Genomic DNA, 23,492 nt, shown 5'->3' with positions numbered 1-23,492 from the left:
GTCGGCGCGTACAGAAGGGGAGGGAATGGGAATGCCCGTGCGCACAGGCGGAGGTACCGGGCCCGTGGCCATCACGAAGACCGCCCCGCCGGAGAGCGGCGAGCGCGCGGACAGCGAGCCGGACCGCGAAGAGGGCAGGCACTTCGACTCCCCGCTCCTCCTCACTCTCCTGCTGCTCACGGCGGTGATGTTCCAGGACCCGATCCGCGGGGCGCTGTCCGCACCCGTGATGCAGAGCTGGATGACGGTGTTCGTCGCGGTCATGGTCCAGGCGCTGCCGTTCCTGGTGCTGGGCGTGCTGCTCTCGGCGGCGATCGCGGTGTTCGTGCCGCCGTCCTTCTTCGCCCGGGCCCTGCCCGCCCGCCCGGCCCTGGCGGTCCCGGTCGCGGGCGCGGCGGGCGCGGTGCTGCCGGGCTGCGAGTGCGCGTCGGTGCCGGTGGCCGGGGCCCTGGTCCGCCGAGGGGTCACACCGGCCGCGGCCCTGGCGTTCCTCCTCTCGGCGCCCGCCATCAACCCGATCGTGCTGACGGCGACGGCCGTCGCGTTCCCCGGCGACCCCGAGATGGTCCTGGCCCGCTTCGTCGCGAGCCTGCTGGTGGCCTGCGCGATGGGCTGGCTCTGGCACCGCCTGGGCCGCACGGACTGGCTGCGCCTCCCGGCCGGGACCTCGCACGAGGGGCAGGGCAAGGGGGCGGCCTTCTGGGACGCGGTGCGGCACGACGTCACGCACGCGGGCGGCTTCCTGGTGGTCGGCGCGATGGCCGCGGCGACCCTGAAGGCGGTGGTGCCGGCGGGCTGGCTGCGTCTGGCGGCCGACCACCCGGTGCTGTCGGTGCTGGTCCTCGCCGTGTTGGCCGTGCTCCTCTCCCTCTGCTCGGAGGCGGACGCGTTCGTGGCGGCCTCGCTGACCCAGTTCTCCCTGACGGCCCGTCTGACGTTCCTGGTGGTGGGGCCGATGATCGACCTGAAGCTGTTCGCGATGCAGGCGGGCACCTTCGGCCGCGCCTTCGCCCTGCGGTTCGCCCCCGCGACCTTCGCCCTGGCCGTCGTCGTGTCGGCCCTGACCGGAACGGTCCTGCTGTGAACCGCCTGGCCCAGTCGGCCCTCCTGTTCCTGCTCGGCGCGACCCTGCTGCACGCCGGCACGACCGACCTCTACCTGCGCTACGTCAAGTCGGGCCTGCGCCCGCTGGTCCTGCTGGCGGGCGCGGTGCTGATCGCGACGGCGGCGGCGACGCTCTGGTACGACCGCCGCCGCGGCAAGACGGCCGTCCACCACCACGAACCCCGCGTCTCCTGGCTGCTCACCCTCCCGGTGCTCGCCCTGATCCTGGTCGCCCCGCCGGCCCTCGGCTCCTACAGCGCGGCCCACACGGGCACGGCCCTGACGAAGCCCTTCGGCTTCCCGGACCTCCCCGACCGTGGCCCCCTCCGCCTCGGCGTCGCCGACTACGCGGGCCGGGCGGTCTACGACGACGGCCGCTCCCTGCGCGGCCGCCAGCTGAAGATCACCGGCTTCGTCACCCTGGACCGGGCGGGCACCCCCTACCTGGTCCGCATGGGCCTCAACTGCTGCGCCGCGGACGCCCAGCCGGTCAAGATCGCCCTCACCGGCGACGTCCCCCCGGTCCTGAGCCCCGACACCTGGCTGGAGGTCACCGGCCGGTACACCCCCCGCCGCACCAAGGACCCCGTCAACGACGGCCCGATCCCGTACATCGAGGTCACCGGCTCCCGCCCGGTGCCCACCCCGCACGACCCGTACGACGAGACGTGGAACACCTGACGCCGCCGTAGTAGAAATGCCCCTCCCGGGTACCCGGAGAAGCCGCTGTTCAGCGAGGGGGACTCATGACCACACTCGAAGACGAGCGCACCGCCGCACTCGACCCGGCGCCCCTGACCGAGGCCCGGGAGCGACTCGCGAAGGCCGACAGCAGAGCGGGACTGACCCTGGCGACGCTGGGCGCGGCCCTGACCGCCCTGCTCGGCGCGATCACCGCCGGCGTCATCGCGCCCGGCCAGTACGCCGTGATCCCGCAACTCCTCGTCTGGTCCGGCTGCGCGGCCTGCGCACCGGCGCTGGTCCTGCTCGGCCTGGCCGCCCGGCCCCCGTTCCCGTCCGGTCACCAGACCCGCCCGGAGTTCCTGTCCCGCGCGACCGCGCTCAAGTACCGCCGTATCCGCCTCGCGATGGTGTGGGGCGCGGCCTTCCTCACCCTGACCCTCGCGGGAACCCTGGCGGGAACGCTCGCCTGACCGGGATCTGACCGGGATCTGACCGGGATCCGACGGGGATCACCCCTGACCTGCGGCGCCGGGGTCGTACACCCACACGGCGACCTCGCCCCCGCAGTCCAGACACGCCGTCATCGCCAGCGCCCGGGCGACCTGCCGGGCGCCCTCCGCGCTGCTGACGGTCCCGCCCATCGGCCTGCCCTCACGCTTCAGGTCCCGTACGTGGATCAGATGGGGCGAGTAGGTCCGCAGGCAGGTCACACACTGCAGCGGGGCGCGCAGGACGGCCCGGGTCTGCGGCGCCTGCTCACCGAACGCCTTCGACAGGGCGTCGTACAAGGGGTACAGGTCGCTCGCCGACGCCGCGTCGATGGTGGTCCTCAGCAGTGCGACGTTCCCCGCCACGGCGTCGCGGCGGAACGCGTCGACGTCCTCGTGCGGGACGCAGTGCCGTTCCCCGACCACGAGTTCCCGCCGCGGCACCCCATCGCCGTCCTGGCGCGTCGTCTCGTCCCCGACGAACCGGACGAAGACGCCCCCACGATCATTGAAGGTGTTGCGGACGACCCGGTACCGCGACGTCGTCACGTCGTCCCGCAGCCCGTGCCACGCGAGGATCTCCCCGATGGGGATGTCGTCGGCCCGTCTCACGTCGGCGATCCACAGGGCTTCCAACTCCCCGGCGGCGTCCCGCATCAGCACGTACTCGTCGCCGACGGCCCGCCCCGCCTCCGGCTTCTCGGCCCTCTCCCCTTGCTCCCGCAGCCGCTCCCGCCGTCTCCGGAACCACGCCACCACGACCACCGCCTCCGAGTCCAGGCCCTCGTCCGCCCGAGGGAACGCCTACGCCAGCTTCGTTCCGCCGCGCTTCTCGGCGCGGGACAGCAACTCCCACGGCAACAGCGGCATCACGTTCCGGTCGGCGGCGAGGTAGGCGAGGTGCAGGGCGCGCTGCGGCTCGTCCACGCAGACGAGCCAGTGCGCCACGTCGACGCGTCCGAGCGGCGCGCCGGCACCGCGGAACACGCCGTCCACCCACTGGATGTAGCCGCCGGACATCAGCCGCCGGATCCGCCGCGGCCTGGCCTGGGGCAGCACGCTCACGACCACGTGCACGTCGTCGCCGAACGGCCGCCCGGCCCCGTCCGGCGCCCCGGCGACGAACGCCAGCGCGCCGTCCTCCGCGAGCCGCCGCCACCCCGGCCGCCGGGTCAGCGCCATACCGGTGGCCTCGACCTTGCGCAGGTGCTCGGGGACGACCCGCCGCACCCAGCCGTGGGCCTCCCCCGCCCACACCACCACGGCCAGGGCCACCCGTCCCCCGGACACCTCGTACCGGAACGTGGCCGTACGGGACAGGGAGCCGGGCGTGAGCCCGCCCTCCCGCTCCAGCCGGAACACGAGGGCCTCGGCCAGCCCCTGGCTCGGCTCGCCCGCCGGATAGGTGGTGAGCCGCGTCCCCTTCAGATCACCCCCGGACTCCCTCTCGATCGAGTCCACGAGCCCACGGATCTCCTCGACATCGAGGTCGTCCCCCTGATGCAGAATCAGCACACGCTCCGCGCCCATGCCCGCATGGCACCACGGGTCGGCCGGGACCGGTCCCGGCCCACGGGGCCTCGGGCCGAACGGCCGGCCTCGAAGCCGTAGTGGCGGACGTCCTTGATGATCCAAGTGGCCGTTGCCGGGGGGCAGTCGGGCGGTGGACGCCGGTCAGAGGCTCGCGCGCAGGTGGCTGACCGTGACGAAGTGGAAGCCGCGGGCGGTCAGCGTGCGCAGGATCTGCGGGACGGCGGCCACCGACGTGGGGTGGATGTCGTGCATCAGGACGACGTCGTTGCGCTCCGCCTTGCTGATGACGGTCCGGGCGACCTTGGCGGCGTCGCGGTACTTCCAGTCCTCGGTGTCCACGTCCCACAGCACGGGGGAGAGCCGGGTCGCGGCCCGGACCCGGGGGTCGATGGCGCCGTAGGGCGGGCGGAAGAGGGTGGGGGCCTTGCCGGTCGCGGCCTTGACGGCGGCGCTGGTGCGGCTCAGCTGTGAGGCGATCTGCTGAGGGCTGAGCTTGGTGAGGTCGGGGTGGTTCCAGGAGTGGTTGCCGATCTCGTTCCCGGCGCGGGCGGCGGCGCGGACCAGGTCCGGGTGGGCGGCGACGTTCTGGCCGGTGGTGAAGAAGGTGGCGCGGGCCTTGTACCGCGCCAGGTAGGTCAGCAGGGTCGCGGTCTCCGGGGCCGCCGGTCCGTCGTCGAAGGTCAGGGCGATGCACTTGGCTTTCCTGCAGTCGGTGTCGTCGTCGCCGGAGGCGGTGTGGGTGGGCACGGCCTGCGCGGGGGTGTGGCTCGCGCCCAGGTCGAGTGAACGGCCGGGCGTCCTGGTCTGCTCCTGGACGCGCCGTCCGAAAGCGGACAGCCAGGGGCTGACCGTCTCCCTGGGCAGGGTCACCACGTAGGCCCCGGCGGCCGGAGCGCCCACATCGCCGCGGTCGAAGGCCACGCGCAGCCCGCCGTCGGCGGTGAACGCCATGTCGTCCAGGACGGCGGAGCGGGAGGCCGGGTCGGAGAACGCGCCGTCGAGGGCGGCGTCCACGCCTTCGCGCCCCTTGAGCCGATCCTTCAACGCGGTGACGAAGCGGTCCTGTGACTCCCCGGCGATGAGACCGAGGGCCGTGCGGTGGGCGCCGGCCCTGCCGTCGTACCAGTACGTCCTGTTCGACAGCCCGGACCCGGCGACGCTGCCGTCCTGGGTGGTGAGCCGGACGCCGAGGACGTCGCCGGACGCGACGAGGAACTGGTGGCTGATGTTGAGATCAGGACCCTCGGTGTCGCCCGCGCCGCCCTCGCACACCACCGAGCGGAAGCGGTCCAGGGCCCGCTGCACGTCCTTCTTCATCGCGGCCGTCATCGCCTCCGCGCCGGGCACGGCCGGGTAGCTCGTCGCGAAGGGGCAGGAGCTGTGCTCGCTGCTGTCGCCGACGATCTCCAGACCCTTGATCTTCGACGGATCGACACCGCGGACCGGCGACGGGGTGGGGGCGGAGCCGGGGCGTCCGTCGTCGGCGGACGCCGTGACGGAGGGGCCGTCCGGTCCGGCCGAGCAGGCGGCTGTGAGGGACAGGGCGCCGAGCAGCAGGAGCGAGGGGAAGAGGGCGTGAGTGCGCATGGACCAGAACCTCAGGGGAGGGGATTTCGCGACGTCACCGACGGGAGGCCGCGGTCGTTCTGGTCACTGATCGTTCAGGCCGGAGGCGTTTTTCAGCGACCCGCGGGGCACTGTGAACAATCAAATCCCTCACTCGTCGGGGCAAATCTCCCGATATGGCGCGTCAGGAACGTAGGTCCGCCACTGCGCCTCGGTCAGTCCGCCGCCGGTGCGACCGCAGATGGTGCGGACGGCCCGGTCCGGGTCGATGGGGAGACCCAGGAGCGGTACATAAGGACCGGCGGTGTAGACCGTGCCGCCGTCGCCCGCGAAGGCGAGGGAGCGGATCTCGTCGCCGGGCGTGGGCAGGTCCGCGCCGAGGAGCTGCTGCGACTCGGTGTCCCACAGCCGCACGGTCCCGTTCGCGCCGCCCACGGCCAGCGTGCCGCCGTCGGAGGAGAAGGCGAGCGCCCCCACCGCCTCCGGATCGCCCTGGGCGACCGTGTCGGAGGTGCCGGTCAGCGCACCCGTGCGGTGGCGGAGTGCGCCGTCCCAGAGGGTGACGTGCCCGGTGGAGTCGCCGACGGCGAGCCGGCTGCCGTCGGGGCTGAAGGCCAGCGCTGTGACCTCGCGGCCGTCGGCGAGCGAGCGCCCGGTGACCTTTCCGGCCCGGAGATCGGCGTACTGATCGTCGGAGCTCACGAGCAGCGCTCCGTCCGGGCGCGCGGCGAGCACCTCCCCGGCCGGACCCCGCACGTCCCGCGACCGCCGGTGGTGCTCGGTGTCCCACACCTCCGTCGTGGAGCTGTCGCTGTCGTAGGGGGAGCGGACGACCCACAGCGTGCGGCCGCCGGGCCCCAGGGCGAGGCCGGTGACCGGGCGGTCGGCGGCGCCGGAGGTGTCCACGACACTGCGCACCTTGTGCGTCGTTACGTCCCACACGGTGAACCGGAGCCGCAGGGAGCCGCGAGAGGACACGGTGTCGGCGACGACGAGCGCGCGGCCGTCCGGGCTGAAGGCCGGCCGGGGGACGTCCTCGTCGGACGAACTCGGCAGCGGGCCGAGCGCCGCCCGGGCGAGGACCGCGCCCGTGCGTGTGGAACGCAGCTCGAAGCGGTAGCCGCTGCCGGACCGGGCGACGGTGGCCAGGGCGGTGCCGTCCGGGCTGAGCACGCTCGCGTCGGCCGGGGTGCCCTGCCGGTGCGGGGTGAGCCGGTCGGTCAGGTCGAGGGTGTGGACGGTGGCGCCATCGAGGTAGCGCAGCAGGCGCTGCCTGCCCGGAGTCCAGGTCAGCCAGTGCGTCTCGTCCGCGGCCAGCCGCTGACGGAAGACCTGCGTGCCACCGGTCGCCAGCCGCCACACGGCGAGTTCCTGTCCGTCCGCCGTGGCCAGGAACTCCCCGTCGGGAGAGAGGGCGGCCTGGGAGAAGCCGGTGTCGCCGCCGCTGGTGAAGTCGGCGAGCGCGCGTCCGCCGCGCACGTCCCAGACCTGGGCCCGGGTGCCGTAGACGGCGGTCAGCCGCCTGCCGTCCCCGCTGAGACCCAGCAGACGCGCGCCGCCGTCCGCGCCGGATCCGGTGCCGCACACCGTCGCGTCCGCCTTCTCCCAGGCGCCCGGCAGCCGCTTGCCGCCGGCGGTGTCCCACAACTGGAGCGGCCCTTCCGCGGGGCAGAGGGCGAGCAGCCGGCCACCGGGACCGACGGCCGCGGAGGAGAGGGTGCGCGGGATGTTGGTGCTGAAGAGGACCTTGCCGTCGTCCGTCCGGTGCAGCCGGAGCGTGGCCGGGCCGTCCGCCGGGCCGGTGAGGTACGCGCTCCCGTCGGACGCGCTGCCCTGCAGCGACGCGTCGCCCAGCTCGGCGGCGGGCCTGCCCAGCGGAAGGTCCCACAGCCTCGCGCCCCCGTCCGGTCCGATGACGTCGAGGTGGCGCGCGTCGGGACCGGCGTCGCCCGCCTCCGTACCGTCCGGCAGGTGGTAGGTGGCGGTGACCTTGTGATCGGCCACGTTCCGGGCGGTCACCGTGGTGCCGTCGACGCTGAGCAGGGTCCGGCCGCCGTCGGCGAGGAAACGCCGGACGCCCTTCCCGGTCCGGGGGTCGGTGAAGGCGTCCCGTTCCGGCTGCGCCAGGGCGCCGAGCAGCGCCGAGCGGGACTCGGTGAGCGGGGCGGTCCGCCAGGCGGCGACCCCGAGCAGCGCCGCGGTGCGCGGATCGGTGGAACGCAGACTCCCGGCCACCGTGGCCAGGCGGCGGGCGGCGGCCTTGGCCGCCTCCTCCTGGCTCGCCCGGTCGCGCTGCCAGGCGATCAGGCCGGCGGCCAGCGCCAGCACCAGGAACACGGACAGACCGACGGTCAGCGAACGCGTCCGTCGCGCCGTGCGCAGCCCGGCCTCCCGCTCGGCGTCCCTGGCCGCGAGGGAAGCGGTGAGGAAGGCGCGCTCCAGCGGGGTGAGGTCGTCGTCCGGTTCCTCGACGCGGGCGAACAGCTCCTCGGCCCGGGCCAGTCGCGACCCCCGGTACAGCGCACCGGGGTCGCGTTCCAGTTCCTCCCAGCCGCGGGCGGCCTCGCCGAGCCGGCGCTGCGCGCGCAGCCGCTCCCGGCCCTCCTCGATCCAGCCGGCCAGCCGCGGCCAGCCGGTGATCAACGCCTCGTGCGCCAGCTCCACCGTGTCGCCGTCCAGGGTGACCAGCCGGGCGGCGGCAAGGCGTTCCAGCACGTCCTGGGCACCGCCGCCGAGTTCGGCACGGGACGCCGGACGGCGGGTGTCGGGTGTTCCCTCGCCGGGAGCGATCAGCCGCAGCAGGATGCGCCGCGCGATACGGCCCTGCTCCGCCGGCAGTCCGCCGTACACCTCCTCCGCGGTAGCGGCGATCGCGCCCCGCACACCGCCCGTCTCCTCGTACGCGGCCAGGGTCAGCAACCGGCCGCGGCGCCGCCGCCAGGTCTCCAGCAGGGCGTGGGAGAGCATGGGGAGCGCGCCCGGCCGGTCGACGACTTCCTCGGTGATCCGGGCGGTGAGGGCGTGCTCCACGTGCAGACCGGCGGAGGCGGCCGGTCCGCTGATCACCTCCCGCAGCTCGTCCCGGCTCATCGGCCCGACCAGGGAAGCGGCCCGGCAGACGGCCTCGGCCAGCTCACGGTGGTCGGCGCAGTGGCCGTAGAAGTCGCCGCGGACCGCGATCACCACGCGCAGCCGGCTCTCCGGCCGCCGGGCCGCGAGCAGCAGCTCCAGGAACCGGTCGCGTTCCGCGCGGTCGTGGCACAGGGTGAACAGTTCCTCGAACTGGTCGACGATCACCCAGGTCTCCGCGTCGCCGGCGCGCGGGACGAGGGCGGTCTCGTGCGTCCGGGCAGGCCGCTCTCCGGGGGTGAGCACGCGGATCACCGCCGGCCGCTCGGCACCTTCCGCCTGCAGCAGTCTCGGTATCAGTCCCGCCCGCAGCAGCGACGACTTGCCGCTGCCGGACGCCCCGAACACCGCCGCGAACCGGTGCTCGCGCACCAGGTCCAGCACGCCGGTGACGAGCGCCTCCCGGCCGAAGAACAGATCGCTGTCATCCGGTTCGAAGCGGGCCAGTCCCCGGTACGGCGGCCGCTCGTCCGGCGCCGGCGCCCGGACCGCGGCGTCGGCCTCCCGCCAGCGCCGCTCCCACTCGTCCGGATCGGCGTCCAGCGCCTCGGCGTACGCCCGGACGACCGCCGGGGACGGCAGTTGATCACCGGCCGCGGCCTGCGACAGCGCGGTCACGGAGAAGCCCGCCCGCTGGGCCATCTCCCGGTACGGCGGCTTCCCGGCCTTCTCCCGCAGGGCCCGCAGGTCGTAGGCGAGCCGCTGCACGGGACCGGCATCGGGGTCGACCGGCTTCTCGCGTCGCCCCACCGAGAGCACCTTTCACGTTTCACCCCGACAACAGGCGTTCAAGCTACGTTTCCACCGCATCCTGCGCAAAGGTCCAGCCCTGTGAGGCTGCCCACGGGGCGGGCCGGAACGGGGGGGAGGTGCGGGAGCCGCCATCGGGATCTAGCGGTCAGCCGTAGAGCCGACCTTAGAGTGCCTTCGATGACATTGGTCGCTTGCATAACGGGACTCTGCCGTCGAAAGCCCCCTCGGCCCGAGGACATTTCCGGTGTGCTGGTGCGGACTGGAACGTGTTGCCAATCAGATTGACCTTTTACCCTTCGGGCAGCATAGGCAAGCGAACACGGAACGTCGCGCCGCCGAGCTCGCCGTACGCTTCAGCAGATACCTCACTCTCCTCGACCACAGGCCGTCGACCACACATATCGGATACTGCATCCCTTACTACCGTTAGTCCAAGGCCGGTACTTTTTCTCCCCTCGCCCGTCACGCCAGGCTGCCACATATCGGTGAGGTCAACGTCGATGATACCTGGACCTGAGTCCGAAAACTCTAGCACTGCGCGATCTCCGACAGCGTCGGTCCGCACCAAAATGCTTCGACCATCAAGATCGTTGGCGTGTGCGAATGAACTAACGGAGTTGATGGTTAGGTTCCACACGATAGAGGTCAGGTCTGAGATAGAGCCAGCCACGAGAATCGACTCGTCTCGAAAGTCTTCGACTAGGGTAATCCCTTGCTTCTCCAAGATGGGGCGGAGGGCGCTCAGCGAGCGCTCGACCGCCTCGTTGAGATCGAGAGACTGGACTCGAAACCTCTCGCTGTCGATCGCCGATGCTGCGATGGTGAGGGTTTGATTTTCTGCTGCGCCTGCTGCTTCGGCTACAGGGATAGTCGTAAACGTGGCGGAAAGGATGCCTCTTGTAGCGAGCCACCTGTAAAGAAGACGCTCCAGTGGGACAACCGGCAATACTGGCTCTTGGCGCCGGGTGAGTGGACTCGGCACGAGGGGAAGAAGTTCTGTCTGTCCGTCGTACTCTGTAACTCTGCTGTGGTCCGTGGAGACCCTGCGTGGTGGCTTATTCTGAACACTATAACTAGACTCGCTACGGCTTGCAGGCGCGGGTTTCCCTAGCCGTTCGTTATCCCGGATTCTCTTCCTCTCCCTGGCGGCCCAGTCTGTGGCACTCCGGGCGAACTCTCGCAGTTCGATAAATGCAGAATTCTCCTGGAATCCCATCCGGTCCGTCTTAGGGACGAGAAGTCCGTCCGGGTCTTCTACGGATACCCGACCGACACTAGTGTTCGTCGATGGCCTCAGCTCAGGGCTGCGGGCGCGGAGCAGATTGAGATCCAGCCAGTCGAAGCCCTGATCTCCATAAGGGTGCACGCGCAGCCCTCGGTGGAACAGGTGAACACCACCTACGACTCGAAGCCATGGCCGCAGGTCTGTGTACCGTCGTTTTGATCCACGAAGCTCGAAGGATCGCTTGTTCAACAGGAACATCCACAGCTCGAATGATGCGGCTGGTGCCTGATAGCGCAGAGGAGATTGAAGGCGTCCGCTGCTTGTATCTGGTGCAACGTCGATGTGGTCGCCCCGCGTGATTACCTGGCCTCGCCAATCATAAAGAACGGCACTCGCGAACCCATCTTCGTCAAGATGGGCCTCCAGCTTGTACTCGCACTCGTCGAAGAAGCTGTGGTTCACTGCATTTGATACCTGCTCAAATTGTGGGGCAATGAGCGTTGCAGTGAAATTTGTGAGCTCGTCGTTGAAGAAGCCAGTGAGTAGTCGCATTGCGCGTGCGAGGCGCTCCATCTGCTCGTTGTCGAAGCCTTGCTTGAGGCGATGCACGGTGAGCGACGTACCGGCAGCCTTGGAGGTTGGCCGGCTCACGATCTCAAGCTCCACCTCCTCGACGGAGCGGACCGCTTCGTAGTCAGACCAGTCAATGACGAGGGAGTGCTCCACGCCGGGCTCGCTGCGTGGACGCGACACCAGCTCTACCCGGCGGCCAAGACGGAGTGCCGCCAGCCGACCGAGACCCTTCTCTCCAATCCGGCGTCGATTGGAGCGACTGTCTGGCGTACCAGGCTTGGACGACCTCCCGATGAGCAGAAAGCCTTCGCGGATCTCTTCGGCCGTCATGCCGTCCCCATCGTCCTCAACCACGAGCGTTCCGCCAGGTTGCGTGGCGTTGTGAAGCTGGACGACGCTCCTCGTCGCGTCCGCGTCATACGCATTACGAACCAGCTCGATCACCCCGAGGTCGGGATGCGGGATCAGCTCCTCACCCAGACGGATCAGAATTTCCGGTGCAAAGCGCAGATGAGTACTCAAGCTTCCCCCTCCATATTGGATCCGCCAGGGTCACAAGATCTCTGGAGGCATGCAGCGTAGCTATCTGAAAGCACGAAGTAGGATGCATGGCCAGATAACTCCCCTACTGACGACCACAGTTGGCCGATTTTCGACCACGACGCCCACGCCTGGCATGGACACGACGTAAAGGGCGAATGCTTGCGTCGCCCTACGCATGACGCGGAAGCCGGACCGTACGCTCCGTCGGCGCCTTCGACCGGCTCTACGCCCAAGGCGCCGCCTCCGGTGCCGGCATATGCCGCGGCTGTACGGCAAGCCGGTTAGCGAGTGCTGTGACATCCATCCGAGGTGGGCCCGCAGCAGACGAAGGATTTACGCAACCACTACGAGGCTTGCCCTACACGCTCCTGCATGGCTGGCGCAGCGACGAGCAGGTGATTGCACTGCGTACGCTGATCACCGATGCACTCGCCGGCACTACGGAGGACGGCCCGAGGAGATCTACCCACTTCCCGGCGCCGTGGGAGACGCGGTCGCTATCGGCTACGTCGATCAGAGAGTTCCGCCTTGGCCAGGCTCGCCGTCGGTACTCTCGAGCACCTGTATGATCGAGGTGTGAGGTCACCCACTTGTAGCGGGTGCCAACAAATTTTCGGTGACCACAGCGGTGGGGAAACGCCCGGCAACATTCCGAACCCGGAAGCTAAGCCTGCCAGCGCCGATGGTACTGCGAGGGGGACCTTGTGGGAGAGTAGGTCGTCGCCGATCCATAATTGAGGGCCGTCCCGCCTGTGCGCGGGACGGCCCTTGCCAATCAGCCTAGTCGCCGTAGGGCCCCAGGAAACGCTCCCCGTTGAAATGCACCATATGGGTGCTATCTTCTGCGACCCAGACCTCTGTCTCCCAGGCGATATCGGCAGCGAACTGGCGGAACTTCTTCTTGGTCTGGAATGCCGTCACGAACACGAGCCCCGGGCGAGCGCCAGCGAAGAGATCCTTGAGTTGCGCAACTCGGAGGCTGTTGACCGGTCCGGTCGAGATGACGGCCTCGACCAACACCAGCCAATCCCTCTCCGTGTAGTGGATCACCACGTCTGGCATCTTGCCGTGGGGGTCTACCGCCACACCTAGCTCGGCAAGATACTCCGGTCTCTCGACGATCCACTTGGATCCAGTGTCTCCCAGGTACACGACCTCGCCGCCGGGAGTAAATTGGGGCGCGAAGGATTCGACGACAGCTCGGATCAGTTCGCTATGATCGCCAGGGCTCAGAGACCTCATGCTGCCGTCAGGCAGCACGACTGGGACGCGATGAGCCTCTCGTTCGGCAGCCCACTTTTCGCGCAGCTTTCCCCATTCTTCATGGAACTCTGCTAGAGCGGCATTCCAGGAAGGCGTGCCAAAGGTGGCAAGCGCCTTTATGGCGAGCGGGCTTGGGTGGTATCGGTTATTCTTATCGTTCGTTGCCCTGTCTGGGGCGTCGGAGTTCTTGAAAAGGACACCTGCAGAGACGAGTTGATGCACAGATTCTTTGCGGACCGACTCCCGGCTGTTCGGTGCATACCTGATCGGGTCTTTCGTGCCCTTCGGGATGTCAGGATAGTGTTCGGCCATCCAGTCCATACATTCAGTTATTCCGAGAGCATTGACCTTGACCTCCGACCAATCCTGAGTGGGTCTTAGGTCGAACATTGCGAGCAACACAAGAGCAGTCCGGGTGTTCTGTTGTTTTAGAGGCATTCCGAGAGCTGCCAAAACCTCCCTCGCCTCCCCGAGCTTTTTCTCTTGGTCTTCTCTCGTCACTTTGCTCGCCCTCCCCAGGCAATCGAGTGCATAAGCCGGGGTCACACTACAGGGCGCCTCGGGCGGGGCTCTGCACAGGACCCGCCAGCCTGCATGTATCGACTGATACGTTTTCGGCCAACGTATCGGGAATCAGCCAGCGGTCACCAGGCATCGTCAGTTCGGTGCGGCGTCTAACCCTTACTGCAGGTGGTGCTCAACGATGTCGTCGATCCTCTCTTGGCGCGGCAACGTTCCGTGCGGCCAGTCGCGACCGATGGCCTCTAGCTGGCTCTTGCTTGGATAGCGGAGGTTCCTGAGATCGGTTGCGTTGACTTGGGTGTGGCCGTTGAACCGCCTGATGAAGCGATCCAGGAGGGTGGAATTCAACCAAAGGCAGAGACCGCGGGTGAAATCACGAGTAAGTCCTCCGCCGTCACAATGGAAGACATTCACGTGGTTTTCGAACCCAATTCGTTCGCATGGTGTGTTTTCTGGATCGAACACCGCGGCGACAACCCGACGCTTTTCTTCCTTGGAGGATAGGCGCTTCACGACGACGTAGTGGCCGGGCGGAAAGGTCAATTTCCTGGTGTCGCCGTTCAGCATGATGGCGTTATTCTTTTTCGCCTCGGGAACGGGCCAATTGATGCCCCCGTCGCGCATGTGAAGGGGGTAAATGAGTGGTACTGCTCCATTAACTGGGTTGGGTCGGAGATGCTCCTTGCTGCGGAAATCTACTACGCGTCCCGTCGATACTTGGCAGTTAATTTCCAGTAGCGTGGCTTGGAGACTTGCATGGGCGGCGGCGAGTTGGACGTCTTCCTCGTCGGCGCTAATGTGAATGAAATGCTCTGGATCTGACGGGTGCACCATATCCTCGTACCGGACTTTGCGGCTGCGGACCTCGCTCGAGTAGCTGCGGCTGCTCGAAATCGTGACGGGTCCTCGGTCCGGAGAGTCGGTGCGAGTGGCTGAAAAAATGACGTTCTCTTGAAGTACATCTGTGTCGGCGAAGACCTTGTTCCGGGCCTCGAATACATGTACGTGGTCGATGTGCATGCGATCAAGGAAGTATCGACGGAATGGTCGGAAGTACGGGCCGTTGGCAAAGCTGCGGGGCGTGATCGCCATCAGCTGTCCACCGGGCGCAAGCAAGTGAGTCCCGAGCGCCATGAACGCCGAGTAGAGGTTGGACGTCTCTGTGCAGGCGGCTGTCACCGCCTTGCGCTCACGCGAGTTGGCGGCAAGCTTCTTGTATGGGGGGTTCATGATCACCAGATCGAATGGGCCTCGGCGCTCACCAAAGATCCCTTCCGCTTCCGTCGCCCAAGCAATGAAATCGCCTCGCACGAGGTTTACCTCGACGTGGCTGTCGACGGCGCGCCCTGCATTGACGCAGTCTTCGAGCGTGGCTACCAAGCTGTCGTGCAACTGAGGGTCAACTTCGCAGGCGGTGACGTTGATCCGCGTACCGGGCAGATGGCGAAGGGCTCGCATCACAAGTGACGCCGTGAGTGAGCCAACGCCAGCACCCGGGTCCAAGATGCGGATGGTATCCGCAGCTTCCAGCCTGGCCAGTGAGGCAATGAATTCCGCAGCCGGCGCTGGTGTGAAGTACTGGCCCAGCTTCGCGCGCTGCTTGGCGTCGAGCGCGGAAGAGAGCTGCTGCCTACGAGCTTCGGTGCGGAGTACAAGATCCGTTGCGACCTCTGGTGCTTCTGTTGCCATGCGGCACAGCCTAGCCAGCGGAAACCAGCACCGGTGGCCCTGTGGATAACCGCATCAAGGCGACACCCGGTCCTGCGTCCGAGATGTGTTATGTGCGGTTCGGTCTTCTCGCCATCGGATGACCTCATGGTCTCTCCGGTGCTGTGTCCGCAACGTTTCCTTAGTCGCGCACCGGCACCCTCCGCAAGAGGCGGTATCGGCGAACCGCCAGCTGGTGCCCTCGCTGTAGGCGGTGCAGCCGAGCGCGGCCATGGCTGCGACGGGCACTGTGACTGACGTCATGGCTTGTGGCGCCCGACGGCGTCGCGCAGGTGCTGGCGGAATTTGGTGGTCAAGGACGGCCCGACACATCCCTGACGCACTGAAGCCACGCGACCACGTCTCCGTCGACTCCGCTGTGCGTGGCGGTGAACCGGTCATCGAAGGAACCCGGCATTCCGCCGCAGAGTAGCGACCCTGGTCAGGGACGGTGTACCCCGGACCGAGTCAGCGACTTCTAAGGGGTCAGCGCGGCAGCCGCCCGGGACGCGGTCGATTTCAGCGACTACGTGGATAGCTACGCCGATGGCTCTCGGCAGGTTGTCGCTTGAAGCTGCTGCTCGATGAGAACGTCCCCAGGCCCATAGTCGGGATCGTGCGCATTCTTCTGACCGCGCACGACGTGGTGCACGGCCACGAGCTGGACGGTTGGGCCGGCACGAAGGACATCGAGCTGTACGCGAAGGCCAGGTCGGAGGGCTTCCAGGCGATCATCACCAATGACGCCAAGCAACTGAACCGGCCCATGGAGGTCGAGGCGATCGCGCGGTCGGAACTCCATCGCATCAAGTACCGCCAGAACAGCATGGCGGCTTAGTCGGCCTTGGCACCGCCATCGCCACCGTATGTGCGGCGCTTCCTCACGCCTTGGCCGAGCTGGAGGAGGCGGACGGTCAGCGACTCGTCTCCCTCACGGCCGTCGATCCCTCCCGACGCAGCCGATTGCAGGTCACAGACCCTGCTGTGGAGAGCCGCCGAAGCACTGGCTAGGTCGCTGAACACGACGTCTACGACGGCTGCACCGCCGACATCAGCCAGGCCGACTGCCTGGCGCGATGCGTAGTGCACGTGATTGAGCGGATTCCTCCCCGTCCCCTGGGACATCCCTGCCAGGATCGGACACGTGACATACGTAGTGACTGTGGACACCCACATCCCGAAGGGCACTCCGGAGATGGACCCACTTCAGCGCGCCGGCGCCGTGGCGCTCATTGAGGACGGCTTCGACTCGGTCGAGGCCATCGAGGGTCCCGACGGCATGGAAGTCGACCTCCTCGACAGCATCGTGGCCGTCTACCCGGGCGGAGCGCTTCTGAAGGTGTTCGTGGACGCTCCGGCTCTGGAATTCGCCGAGGAGGCTGTGCGCTCGGTCGTGGGTGAACTGCTGGAACAGTCTGAGCTGTTGGCTGACTGGCAGATCGAGCGATGCGAGGTCGAACTGCACCCGGATCTCGCCCAAGAGAGTCTCGCCGCCGCCGACGGTCCCGATGTCCCGCCCGATGATCCGGCTGACCGTAAGGCCCGGCATGCCGAGCGTCCCACGGTCGAGGACGACAGAGAGGGCTATGACGCCAAGGCGGAAGCTGAGGCAGTACGCGGGCAGATGCTGGCACTGGCAGACGAGCTGCGCTCCTTCCCGCCCGTGATGTTCGGCGTCCTGGACGACGAAGACGATGAGGAAGAAGACCATGACAGCGAGTTCGCCGTCTCGTCGGAGGACGCCAAACTCGCCGCCGGTGCCTTGGTGTACGCGACGGAAATCTTGGTGGACGAGCTGTTCCAAGACGTGCAGACCCTGACGGAGGAGGACACAACCGCTGCGGAATGCGACGGTCCCCTGTGGCTCTTCGAGGACCTTCCCGAGCGATACGCCCTCCAGTACGACGCCCGCTTCGCCCGCCGCTTCCTGGTGACGGTTATCGCCATGACCACCCGCTTCACGGACGGCAGCTTCCAGCAGCTGAGCTGCGTCGCCGAGGAACTCGCGCTGAAGCTGCTGCTGAACGAGACAAACGTGACCCTGGAGACCTTCGGGTTGCTCGACGACGGCGTCTCGGCCGCACTCGACGCGTTCACGAACAATGTCTACGAGGACATGGACCACGAGTGGCTCTACGACGACTCCATGGACGGCATCGACGAGAGCGCCGTCGGGGCGGCTCTCGGCGTCGCACCGATGGCGTTCAAGGCGTGGTTCACCCCGTTCAACCAGGGCAGGTACGTCCACCCGTCCGCGGCTAATGAACCGGAGGGGGCAGCGCAGTGAGTTGTCCCGTTGCCCGCCTCTTACGCAGCCAGGTTCTGCCGGAGCCACGGGCCTGACATCGAGGACGAGCCGCTGCTTCACTCACAGGTCGAACAGTGCGTCGCCCGCATCCGATGCCGCTTTCAACGCCTTGGTCGCCTCTGTGGGCACGGGAAGGATGCCCGCTGTGGTCAGGTCCGTCACCGTGATCAGTGGGCCCGCGCACACCTCATTGAAGAGGTCGGCCTGTGCCGACTCCTCGCGCACGAGCAGGCCGAGGACATTCAGCAGTTCCAGCAATTCCGTGGTCCATGAGGGAAGCCAGCGCTGAGCGAACTCATGGTCCAGTTCGAGGCGCCGCTTGCCGGCGGGATTCCTTCGGCGGTAGCCAAACCACTTGTCGAGAACGTTCATCCCGGACACTTCGTACTCCCGGACCGCTCGAGGCACCGGACTGATCCGTCCACTGCCGATCCACAGGTCCTGTGTCACGGGGTCGTACGCCAGCTTCTCCGGCATGGCATCCGCATGGTCCGGAATCTCCGTGACGCATCGGGGGCGGTCGCCTGGTAGCAACACCCTGCCGTACGGTCTCCCGGCCGTCTCATCGGCGTACCGCTCGCCGTAGGTGTGCAGCCACAAGACTCGCTGGCCGATGGCAACCGCCCGTCCCCACAGGTAACGGTCAGCGGTGAGGGGTATCCGGGCGCCCGGGACTTCCAGGTCTTCCTGGAATCGAGCTGTGTACTCCGGATGGGACGCCATCGCGGCGATGTAGGCCAGCAGGTCTTCGGCGACGACCAGTACGCCGAGTCGCCCGGAGATGAGGGGGAGCAGACCGGGCGTGACGTTGGGCAGCGTACCGGCGGCGTTGCGGTAGAGAGGACGGGCGCAACCGCTGCGGTTGTTGAAGTAGTGCATGTCGGGAATGAGGGCGCTGAAGACCAGTGCTGGCCCGTTGACCACCGGGTGGGCGTTCTGCTCGATGGTGTAGATCTGGCGGTCGCTGCGGACTCGCCAGAGGTCTGCTCTGCCGCGTTCCATCAACCGGCTGTCCGGCAGGACATATTGCCGGTCGAAAGACCGGAATCCGATGCGCACCGTTTGAGCGTTTGTCCTGTGCTCGGTGGCGAGTGTTGTTCGTCCATGAGATTCGACCCCCGGCAGGGGCGGGACATTGTCGTCAGGCGTTCGCTCTCCCGAGTTTCCGAGCATCTCGGCACGCCGCTCAGTGTCCGCAGCGACAAAGCGCCGCCACCGTTTGTGGAGCGTGTCCTCGTCCGGTGCATAGACCCACATGCGCCCCGGGGTGACGCCCCGGGACGACCACGGCATCAGGTCTCTCAACTGCGGGCAGGACTCCCACAGATCGCTGCTGGGCGGCAGGAAGGCATCCGTCCCGCCGGTGGCGCACTCGCGCCATTCGGGGTCGTCGAGCCTGAGGGTCGTCAGACGTTCGATCTTCTCGTCGCGGCGCCCGCCGACCTTGAGGTGTCTTACCTTTGCGGTCTGCTGGTCTGTCCGCGGCCTGGGGCTGTCCCTGTCCCGCCATCGTACAAAGATCGCGATGCACAGCTCCTGGGCGACCTCAGGGAAGATGCGGGTCGCGACATCCGTGCGGTGGCCCTCCGGTGACAGGTCGATGATCCAGCCCTCGTCGGCGGTTTCCCGCAGGTAGCGCCGCATTCCGGCGAACGCCCGCCCCTTGAGCCATGCCTTCGGTGTGATCAGGGCGACGACACCGAATGGAGCGTCGTCGTGTGCGTCGAAGACCTTCCAGGTGGCCCAGCGCCAGAAGTAGACGTAGAGGTTGGCGATCTTCGACTCGTACCTGCCGTTACCAGGTTGCCGGAAGGCCCCCAGCGGGGCGGGGATGTCCGCCTCGGGCTCACCTCGTTCCACCCACTTGCCGGCGCCCCGGCTCACGGCGTCGTGAGGCGGGTTGCCCATGACGACCATGACACGCTCGTCCCGCTTGACCTGGTTGGCCTGGCGGCGGGATTCGGCGAGCGCCCGGTAGGTATGGGGGATCCAGTTGAACTCGGCTGTCGGGCTGTCCAGGGCATCAGCCACCAGCAGCCTGAGGCCCTGGGAGGGGGCCGCGGACCCGTACTGCTTGAGCATGGCGTGCATGCGCAGTTCTGCGACTGCGAACGGACCGACCTGCATCTCGAAGCCGACCAGCCGACGCCCCACCATCTCTCGCAGACGCGGGCCCACCGCACCCGGGCCCTCTTCTTCGGCGATCGTCCCTGCAGCGAGCTCCAGTGCCGACAGCAGAAAAGTGCCAGTGCCCATGGCCGGATCGACAAGGACCACATCGGGAGAAGCGAAGCCGGACGGAATACGGAATCCCTCCCGTCTCAGGACGTCCTCGACCAGCCTGGCCATGGCCGAGACGACACCACGCGGTGTGTAGTACGAGCCGGTGCGTACCCGCAGCTCAGGGTCGTAGATATGAAGGAAGCGCTCGTAGAGCAGGAAATAGGCGTCGCCCGTTCCGTCGTCGAGCACGTCCCATCTGACCGCGCTGATGACACGGAGCAGCGTGTTGAGCGTGGTGGACAATCCAGCGACCGAGTCTCCGGCGAGGGCGTCAAGTGCCTGGCCCATCAGCGAGTGCTTCTTGCCCAGCTTCGTGGCGATACTGTGCATGGTCTCGCCCTCGAAGGTGATCTCCTCCACCCGAGCGAGCAGAAGGGCGAATACGACGGCTTGGCCGTACTGTTCGACGAACTCGGCGTCGGTCGCCTCCGGGAACAGCAAGTGCCGCCAGTCCTTGGCCAGCTTTGTAAAGGCCGGCAGACGGCGTCGGCTCTTCTCCTGCGCGATCGCCTCACCGACCTCTTCCGACAGAAGTTGGCAGAGGCCGGCGACTGCTCGGATGAGCTGGCTCGTGGTGCGGGGTGTCTGCGGTTCCCAGGTAAGGAAGTCGTACAGCACTCGGGCAAGCGCCCCGTCGGCGGGAGCAAGCCGGGCTCCGGAGGTGAGGACCGAGCCGCGCAGGTAGGCCACTTCGCCAACCTGCTCGCCCTGCTGGTGGACAGAGAACTCGTTACCGTCACAGAGCAGTACGTTGTTGAGCAGCCGCAGTTTCGCCCACTGCTCGGCGTTGCGGCCTGTGTAGACGGACGGGTCGGCCTGAGTGCCAGGCTTCTTGAGCTCGATGTAACCGACGAGAGCGCTGCCGACCTCGACCGCATAGTCAGGGCGGGCTCCCATGTCGACGAGGGGAACTTCGCCGATGAGGGTGACGTCCAGACCAAGGCCACGGCACACAGACCGGATCATATTCTCCAGCGGTCCCCGGAGCTGGTCCTCCTGCCACCCGCTGCCTCTCAGCTTTGGTGTGACCTCCGCTCCAAACGCGGACACAGAAGCTTGGACTGCCTGTTCGAAGCTGTCATAGATCCTCCGTCGGGCACTCATACCGCCCCATCCCCCAAGGCGGGCAGATCCGGCCGACGTCATGTCGGTGCGGCTATCTGCCGCACCTTGCTCCCGTCGGGGTCGGACTTCATTCCGGCCCTCGCTGTTCCATGACCGTAGGAGGGGAGCGCGGGGCGCAAGGAGGGTGCATGCGAGGGCGCACGGAGGCGCGTATGCGCGCAATATGCGCCCATGTCGGACTGGAGCTGCGACGTTGGATGCGTCAAGTCAAGTCCGTCGCGAGGCGGCGGGCGCTGTCCAGGGGCTCGTCTGGGGTTCAGCCGGATTGCCGAGACATACCAGCAGCACGACTCGGGAGCGCATAGTGCCCAGTTAACGAACGCGCACATGAGAGGGATGCGGCGACGCGGTGATCAGGTGGATGCGGCTGCTGCGAGCTGGGAGACCCCGACCAAGATCTTCTCCCAGATTTCTCCCAAACGATCTCCAGGAACCACTCAGGGGCCTGATCCACTCACTGGATCAGGCCCCTGACCTGGTACTTCACTGTCGGGGTGGCGGGATTTGAACCCACGACCTCTTCGTCCCGAACGAAGCGCGCTGCCAAGCTGCGCTACACCCCGATGTCGCTGCTGTCGCGGCGACGTCGTTTACTTTAGCCCACCGGTGGCTAGACACGAAATCCGGTTTTCCCGCGGTGGCGGATGGGGTTCGGGCGGGCGTGGTCCAGGGCCACGAGGAGGACCGCCAGGGCGTAGAAGGAGAGGCCAAGGAGGAGGGCGTTGCCGAGGACGCGCTTGTAGCCGTCCTGGCCGACGTCCAGGAAGGGGTAGAGGTAGCGGTCGGCGGCGCCGGGGAGGAGCAGCTCGCCGCGGGTGAGGGAGAAGGCCAGGTAGGCCAGGGGGAAGAGCAGCCAGGTCGGGGCGTGGCGCAGGCGCAGGCGGCCGGGGGTCGTCAGCAGGAGCCAGTCCAGTACGGCGGCGATCGGCGTCACCGTGTGGAGCGTGTGGTGGGCCAGGGCCCGCCAGCCCTGCGGCGCTGCGGCCTCGCCCGTGAGGGAGAAGGGGCTCGCCTCGTTCGCCAGGAGCAGATGGTGCACGAGGGCCGCGATGACGACGTAGAGCAGGGTCGCGCCCAGGACGGATCCCGGCAGGGGGCGGCTGGCCGTCCAGGCGCGGCGGGCCGAGAAGATCATGACGACGGCCAGCAGGATGTTGCTCTGGACCGCGAAGTAGCCCAGGACCCGGGACGGGTCGCCGAGGAGCAGTTCGAGCGTCACGCCGGCGGCCGCCGCGAGGGCGATCAGCAGGCGATAGGCCGCGGCCGCGGGGCGGCGGACCGGGGCGACGACGGCCGTGGCGGGGACGGGGGAGGGCCGGAGTGCGGGCTTGCGCGGGATCGCGGGGAGGTCCGGGAGGTCCCTGGGTATCGGGGCTGTCATGCCCCCACGCTGACAGAAACGGACAAAGGGGGCGATGCGGGTGCGGCTGTGTGGGTTACCCCCGAGCCCGGTTACCGCCGAGCCCTGCCCGGTCCTACGCCCCGCTCCGCCCCGTCGACGTCCGACTCCGCGCCGTCGACGTCCGCGGTTACTCCCGTCCCACCAGTGTCAGCAGCGTCGCCTCCGGCGGGCACGCGAACCGGACCGGCGTGTAGCGGTTCGTGCCGCAGCCCGCCGACACGTGCAGGTACGACGTACGTCCCTCCGCCGTGTGCGTGGACAGGCCCTTCACCCGGTCCGTGTCCAGGTCGCAGTTGGTGACCAGCGCGCCGTAGAAGGGGATGCACAGCTGGCCGCCGTGGGTGTGGCCGGCCAGGATCACGGGGTAGTCGTCGGCCGTGAACGCGTCCAGCGTGCGCAGGTACGGCGCGTGGACGACGCCCATCGAGAAGTCCGCCGTGTCGGACGGGCCGCCGGCCACCTGCTCGTAGCGGTCCCTCTTGATGTGCGGGTCGTCCAGACCCGTCAGCTCCACCGAGAGGCCCTCGATCTTGAGCGTGCCGCGCGTGTTCGTCAGGTTGAGCCAGCCCGCCGCGTCGAAACCGTCCCGCAGGTCCTCCCACGGGTTGTGCACCGCGCCGACGGCCGGCGGGTTGCCGTTCAGTCCGTGGCGGCCCTGCGCCTTCTCCATCAGGTAGCGGGCGGGGTTGCGCAGCTTCGGGCCGTAGTAGTCGTTGGAGCCGAAGACGTACGCGCCCGGGAACTCCATGAGGGGGCCGAGCGAGTCCAGGACCTCCGGGACGCCCTCCGGGTCGGACAGGTTGTCGCCCGTGTTGATCACGAAGTCGGGGCGCAGGCCGGCCAGGGACCGCAGCCAGCGCTGCTTCTTGCGCTGGCCGCCGACCATGTGGATGTCCGACACCTGGAGCACGCGCAGGGGGCGCATCCCTGAGGGCAGGACCGGGACGGTGACCCGGCGGAGGCGGAAGGAGCGGGCCTCGAAGCCCGCCGCGTACAACAGACCGGCGGCACCAGCCGCCGCGATTCCCAGGGGGACTCCGTATCGCGCGCGCATACGACCATCGTGTCAGACCGGGCCGGTGGCCTGCGCCCGGTGGTGCGCGAAATGGCCTGACGGCACCGGCCTTTGCCCGGCCGCCCCCTAAATCGAGGGGCGCCTTTCCGGCCGCACCTGCGATAATCGTCCCCATGACCACGCTCAAGTCGAAGCTGCAGGATGACCTCAACGCCGCGATCAAGGAGCGCGACGAGCTCCGCTCCTCGACGCTCCGGCTGACGCTCGCC

General features: G+C 67.9%; 15 protein-coding genes, 1 tRNA gene, 1 rRNA gene and 1 pseudogene. 7 read left to right on the top strand and 11 right to left on the bottom strand.

Annotated elements, in window-relative coordinates; genetic code table 11:
- The first annotated feature begins 64 nt into the window (after positions 1-64).
- The 3 genes from ABZ948_RS12035 (at position 65) to ABZ948_RS12025 (ending at position 2,258) form a co-directional block, all read left to right on the top strand.
- The gene (locus ABZ948_RS12035) at positions 65-1,084 is read left to right on the top strand and encodes a permease (RefSeq protein ID WP_359758804.1); all 1,020 of its coding nucleotides are present in this window, start codon (positions 65-67) and stop codon (positions 1,082-1,084) included.
- Positions 1,081-1,785 (top strand): TIGR03943 family putative permease subunit, encoded by a 705-nt coding sequence (locus ABZ948_RS12030; protein ID WP_359758803.1) that lies wholly within the window; start codon positions 1,081-1,083, stop codon positions 1,783-1,785. Before ABZ948_RS12035 ends, ABZ948_RS12030 begins: the two co-directional genes overlap by 4 nt.
- A 65-nt stretch (positions 1,786-1,850) precedes the next feature.
- Positions 1,851-2,258: a Pycsar system effector family protein gene (locus tag ABZ948_RS12025; protein WP_359758802.1), complete on the top strand. Its 408-nt coding sequence runs from the start codon at positions 1,851-1,853 to the stop codon at positions 2,256-2,258.
- A 39-nt stretch (positions 2,259-2,297) separates the two neighbouring features.
- Here the strand turns inward: ABZ948_RS12025 and ABZ948_RS12020 are convergent, their stop codons facing one another.
- From ABZ948_RS12020 to ABZ948_RS12000, 5 genes are all read right to left on the bottom strand, one after another.
- Complete coding sequence (locus ABZ948_RS12020) at positions 2,298-3,035, bottom strand: hypothetical protein (RefSeq protein WP_359758801.1); 738 nt, start codon at positions 3,033-3,035, stop codon at positions 2,298-2,300.
- A gap of 45 nt (positions 3,036-3,080) precedes the next feature.
- Positions 3,081-3,806, bottom strand: a complete 726-nt coding sequence (locus tag ABZ948_RS12015; RefSeq protein WP_359758800.1) for a hypothetical protein — start codon at positions 3,804-3,806, stop codon at positions 3,081-3,083.
- Positions 3,807-3,950: 144 nt separating this feature from the next.
- Positions 3,951-5,396: a polysaccharide deacetylase family protein gene (locus ABZ948_RS12010; protein ID WP_359758799.1), complete on the bottom strand. Its 1,446-nt coding sequence runs from the start codon at positions 5,394-5,396 to the stop codon at positions 3,951-3,953.
- A gap of 129 nt (positions 5,397-5,525) precedes the next feature.
- Positions 5,526-9,254 carry an nSTAND1 domain-containing NTPase gene (locus ABZ948_RS12005; protein WP_359758798.1) on the bottom strand — a complete coding sequence of 1,243 codons (3,729 nt, stop codon included), beginning with the start codon at positions 9,252-9,254 and terminating at the stop codon, positions 5,526-5,528.
- Between the two features lie 292 nt (positions 9,255-9,546).
- Positions 9,547-11,577 carry an ATP-binding protein gene (locus ABZ948_RS12000; protein ID WP_359758797.1) on the bottom strand — a complete coding sequence of 677 codons (2,031 nt, stop codon included), beginning with the start codon at positions 11,575-11,577 and terminating at the stop codon, positions 9,547-9,549.
- Positions 11,578-12,210: 633 nt separating this feature from the next.
- On the opposite strand from ABZ948_RS12000, the gene rrf reads away from it, so the two are divergent.
- Positions 12,211-12,327, top strand: a 5S ribosomal RNA gene (gene rrf, locus ABZ948_RS11995).
- 51 nt (positions 12,328-12,378) lie between these two features.
- On the opposite strand, the gene ABZ948_RS11990 is transcribed toward rrf, so the two are convergent.
- On the bottom strand, positions 12,379-13,362 hold the full coding sequence (locus tag ABZ948_RS11990; RefSeq protein WP_359758796.1) for a BsuBI/PstI family type II restriction endonuclease: 984 nt from the start codon (positions 13,360-13,362) through the stop codon (positions 12,379-12,381).
- Between the two features lie 180 nt (positions 13,363-13,542).
- Entirely contained in the window at positions 13,543-15,072 is a 1,530-nt protein-coding gene (locus ABZ948_RS11985; RefSeq protein WP_359758795.1) for an Eco57I restriction-modification methylase domain-containing protein, read from the bottom strand.
- 634 nt (positions 15,073-15,706) lie between these two features.
- Between ABZ948_RS11985 and ABZ948_RS11980 the strand changes: the two genes are divergently transcribed.
- Positions 15,707-15,928: a PIN-like domain-containing protein gene (locus tag ABZ948_RS11980; protein ID WP_359758794.1), complete on the top strand. Its 222-nt coding sequence runs from the start codon at positions 15,707-15,709 to the stop codon at positions 15,926-15,928.
- A 306-nt stretch (positions 15,929-16,234) separates the two neighbouring features.
- Positions 16,235-17,377 carry a hypothetical protein gene (locus tag ABZ948_RS11975; protein ID WP_359758793.1) on the top strand — a complete coding sequence of 381 codons (1,143 nt, stop codon included), beginning with the start codon at positions 16,235-16,237 and terminating at the stop codon, positions 17,375-17,377.
- An 81-nt stretch (positions 17,378-17,458) separates the two neighbouring features.
- On the opposite strand, the gene ABZ948_RS11970 is transcribed toward ABZ948_RS11975, so the two are convergent.
- The 4 genes from ABZ948_RS11970 to ABZ948_RS11955 all read right to left on the bottom strand — a co-directional run bounded on the left by ABZ948_RS11970 (position 17,459) and on the right by ABZ948_RS11955 (position 23,262).
- The gene (locus tag ABZ948_RS11970; protein ID WP_359758792.1) at positions 17,459-20,647 is read right to left on the bottom strand and encodes a type ISP restriction/modification enzyme; all 3,189 of its coding nucleotides are present in this window, start codon (positions 20,645-20,647) and stop codon (positions 17,459-17,461) included.
- A gap of 648 nt (positions 20,648-21,295) precedes the next feature.
- Positions 21,296-21,369: transfer RNA gene (locus ABZ948_RS11965), tRNA-Pro, on the bottom strand.
- Between the two features lie 47 nt (positions 21,370-21,416).
- Complete coding sequence (locus tag ABZ948_RS11960) at positions 21,417-22,187, bottom strand: Pr6Pr family membrane protein (RefSeq protein WP_359758791.1); 771 nt, start codon at positions 22,185-22,187, stop codon at positions 21,417-21,419.
- Positions 22,188-22,335: 148 nt separating this feature from the next.
- The gene (locus ABZ948_RS11955; protein ID WP_359758790.1) at positions 22,336-23,262 is read right to left on the bottom strand and encodes a metallophosphoesterase; all 927 of its coding nucleotides are present in this window, start codon (positions 23,260-23,262) and stop codon (positions 22,336-22,338) included.
- 134 nt (positions 23,263-23,396) lie between these two features.
- On the opposite strand from ABZ948_RS11955, the pseudogene ABZ948_RS11950 reads away from it, so the two are divergent.
- Positions 23,397-23,492 (top strand): annotated as a pseudogene (locus tag ABZ948_RS11950) (GatB/YqeY domain-containing protein); the annotation flags it as partial.

It is taken from the genome of Streptomyces olindensis (genome assembly GCF_040645895.1).
GTDB classification, from domain to species: Bacteria; Actinomycetota; Actinomycetes; order Streptomycetales; family Streptomycetaceae; genus Streptomyces; species Streptomyces olindensis.
Note: the sequence above shows the minus strand (reverse complement) of the source record. Positions and strands in the feature narration are given on the sequence as shown.

Bases quoted from the DNA above. Each gene is read 5' to 3' on its own strand.
- ABZ948_RS12010 (WP_359758799.1), bottom strand. From the start codon at position 5,396: ATGCGCACTCACGCCCTCTTCCCCTCGCTCCTGCTGCTCGGCGCCCTG.
- ABZ948_RS11955 (WP_359758790.1), bottom strand. From the start codon at position 23,262: ATGCGCGCGCGATACGGAGTCCCCCTGGGAATCGCGGCGGCTGGTGCC.
- ABZ948_RS12025 (WP_359758802.1), top strand. From the start codon at position 1,851: ATGACCACACTCGAAGACGAGCGCACCGCCGCACTCGACCCGGCGCCC.
- ABZ948_RS11985 (WP_359758795.1), bottom strand. From the start codon at position 15,072: ATGGCAACAGAAGCACCAGAGGTCGCAACGGATCTTGTACTCCGCACC.
- ABZ948_RS11960 (WP_359758791.1), bottom strand. From the start codon at position 22,187: ATGACAGCCCCGATACCCAGGGACCTCCCGGACCTCCCCGCGATCCCG.
- ABZ948_RS11970 (WP_359758792.1), bottom strand. From the start codon at position 20,647: ATGATCCGGTCTGTGTGCCGTGGCCTTGGTCTGGACGTCACCCTCATC.
- ABZ948_RS12015 (WP_359758800.1), bottom strand. From the start codon at position 3,806: ATGGGCGCGGAGCGTGTGCTGATTCTGCATCAGGGGGACGACCTCGAT.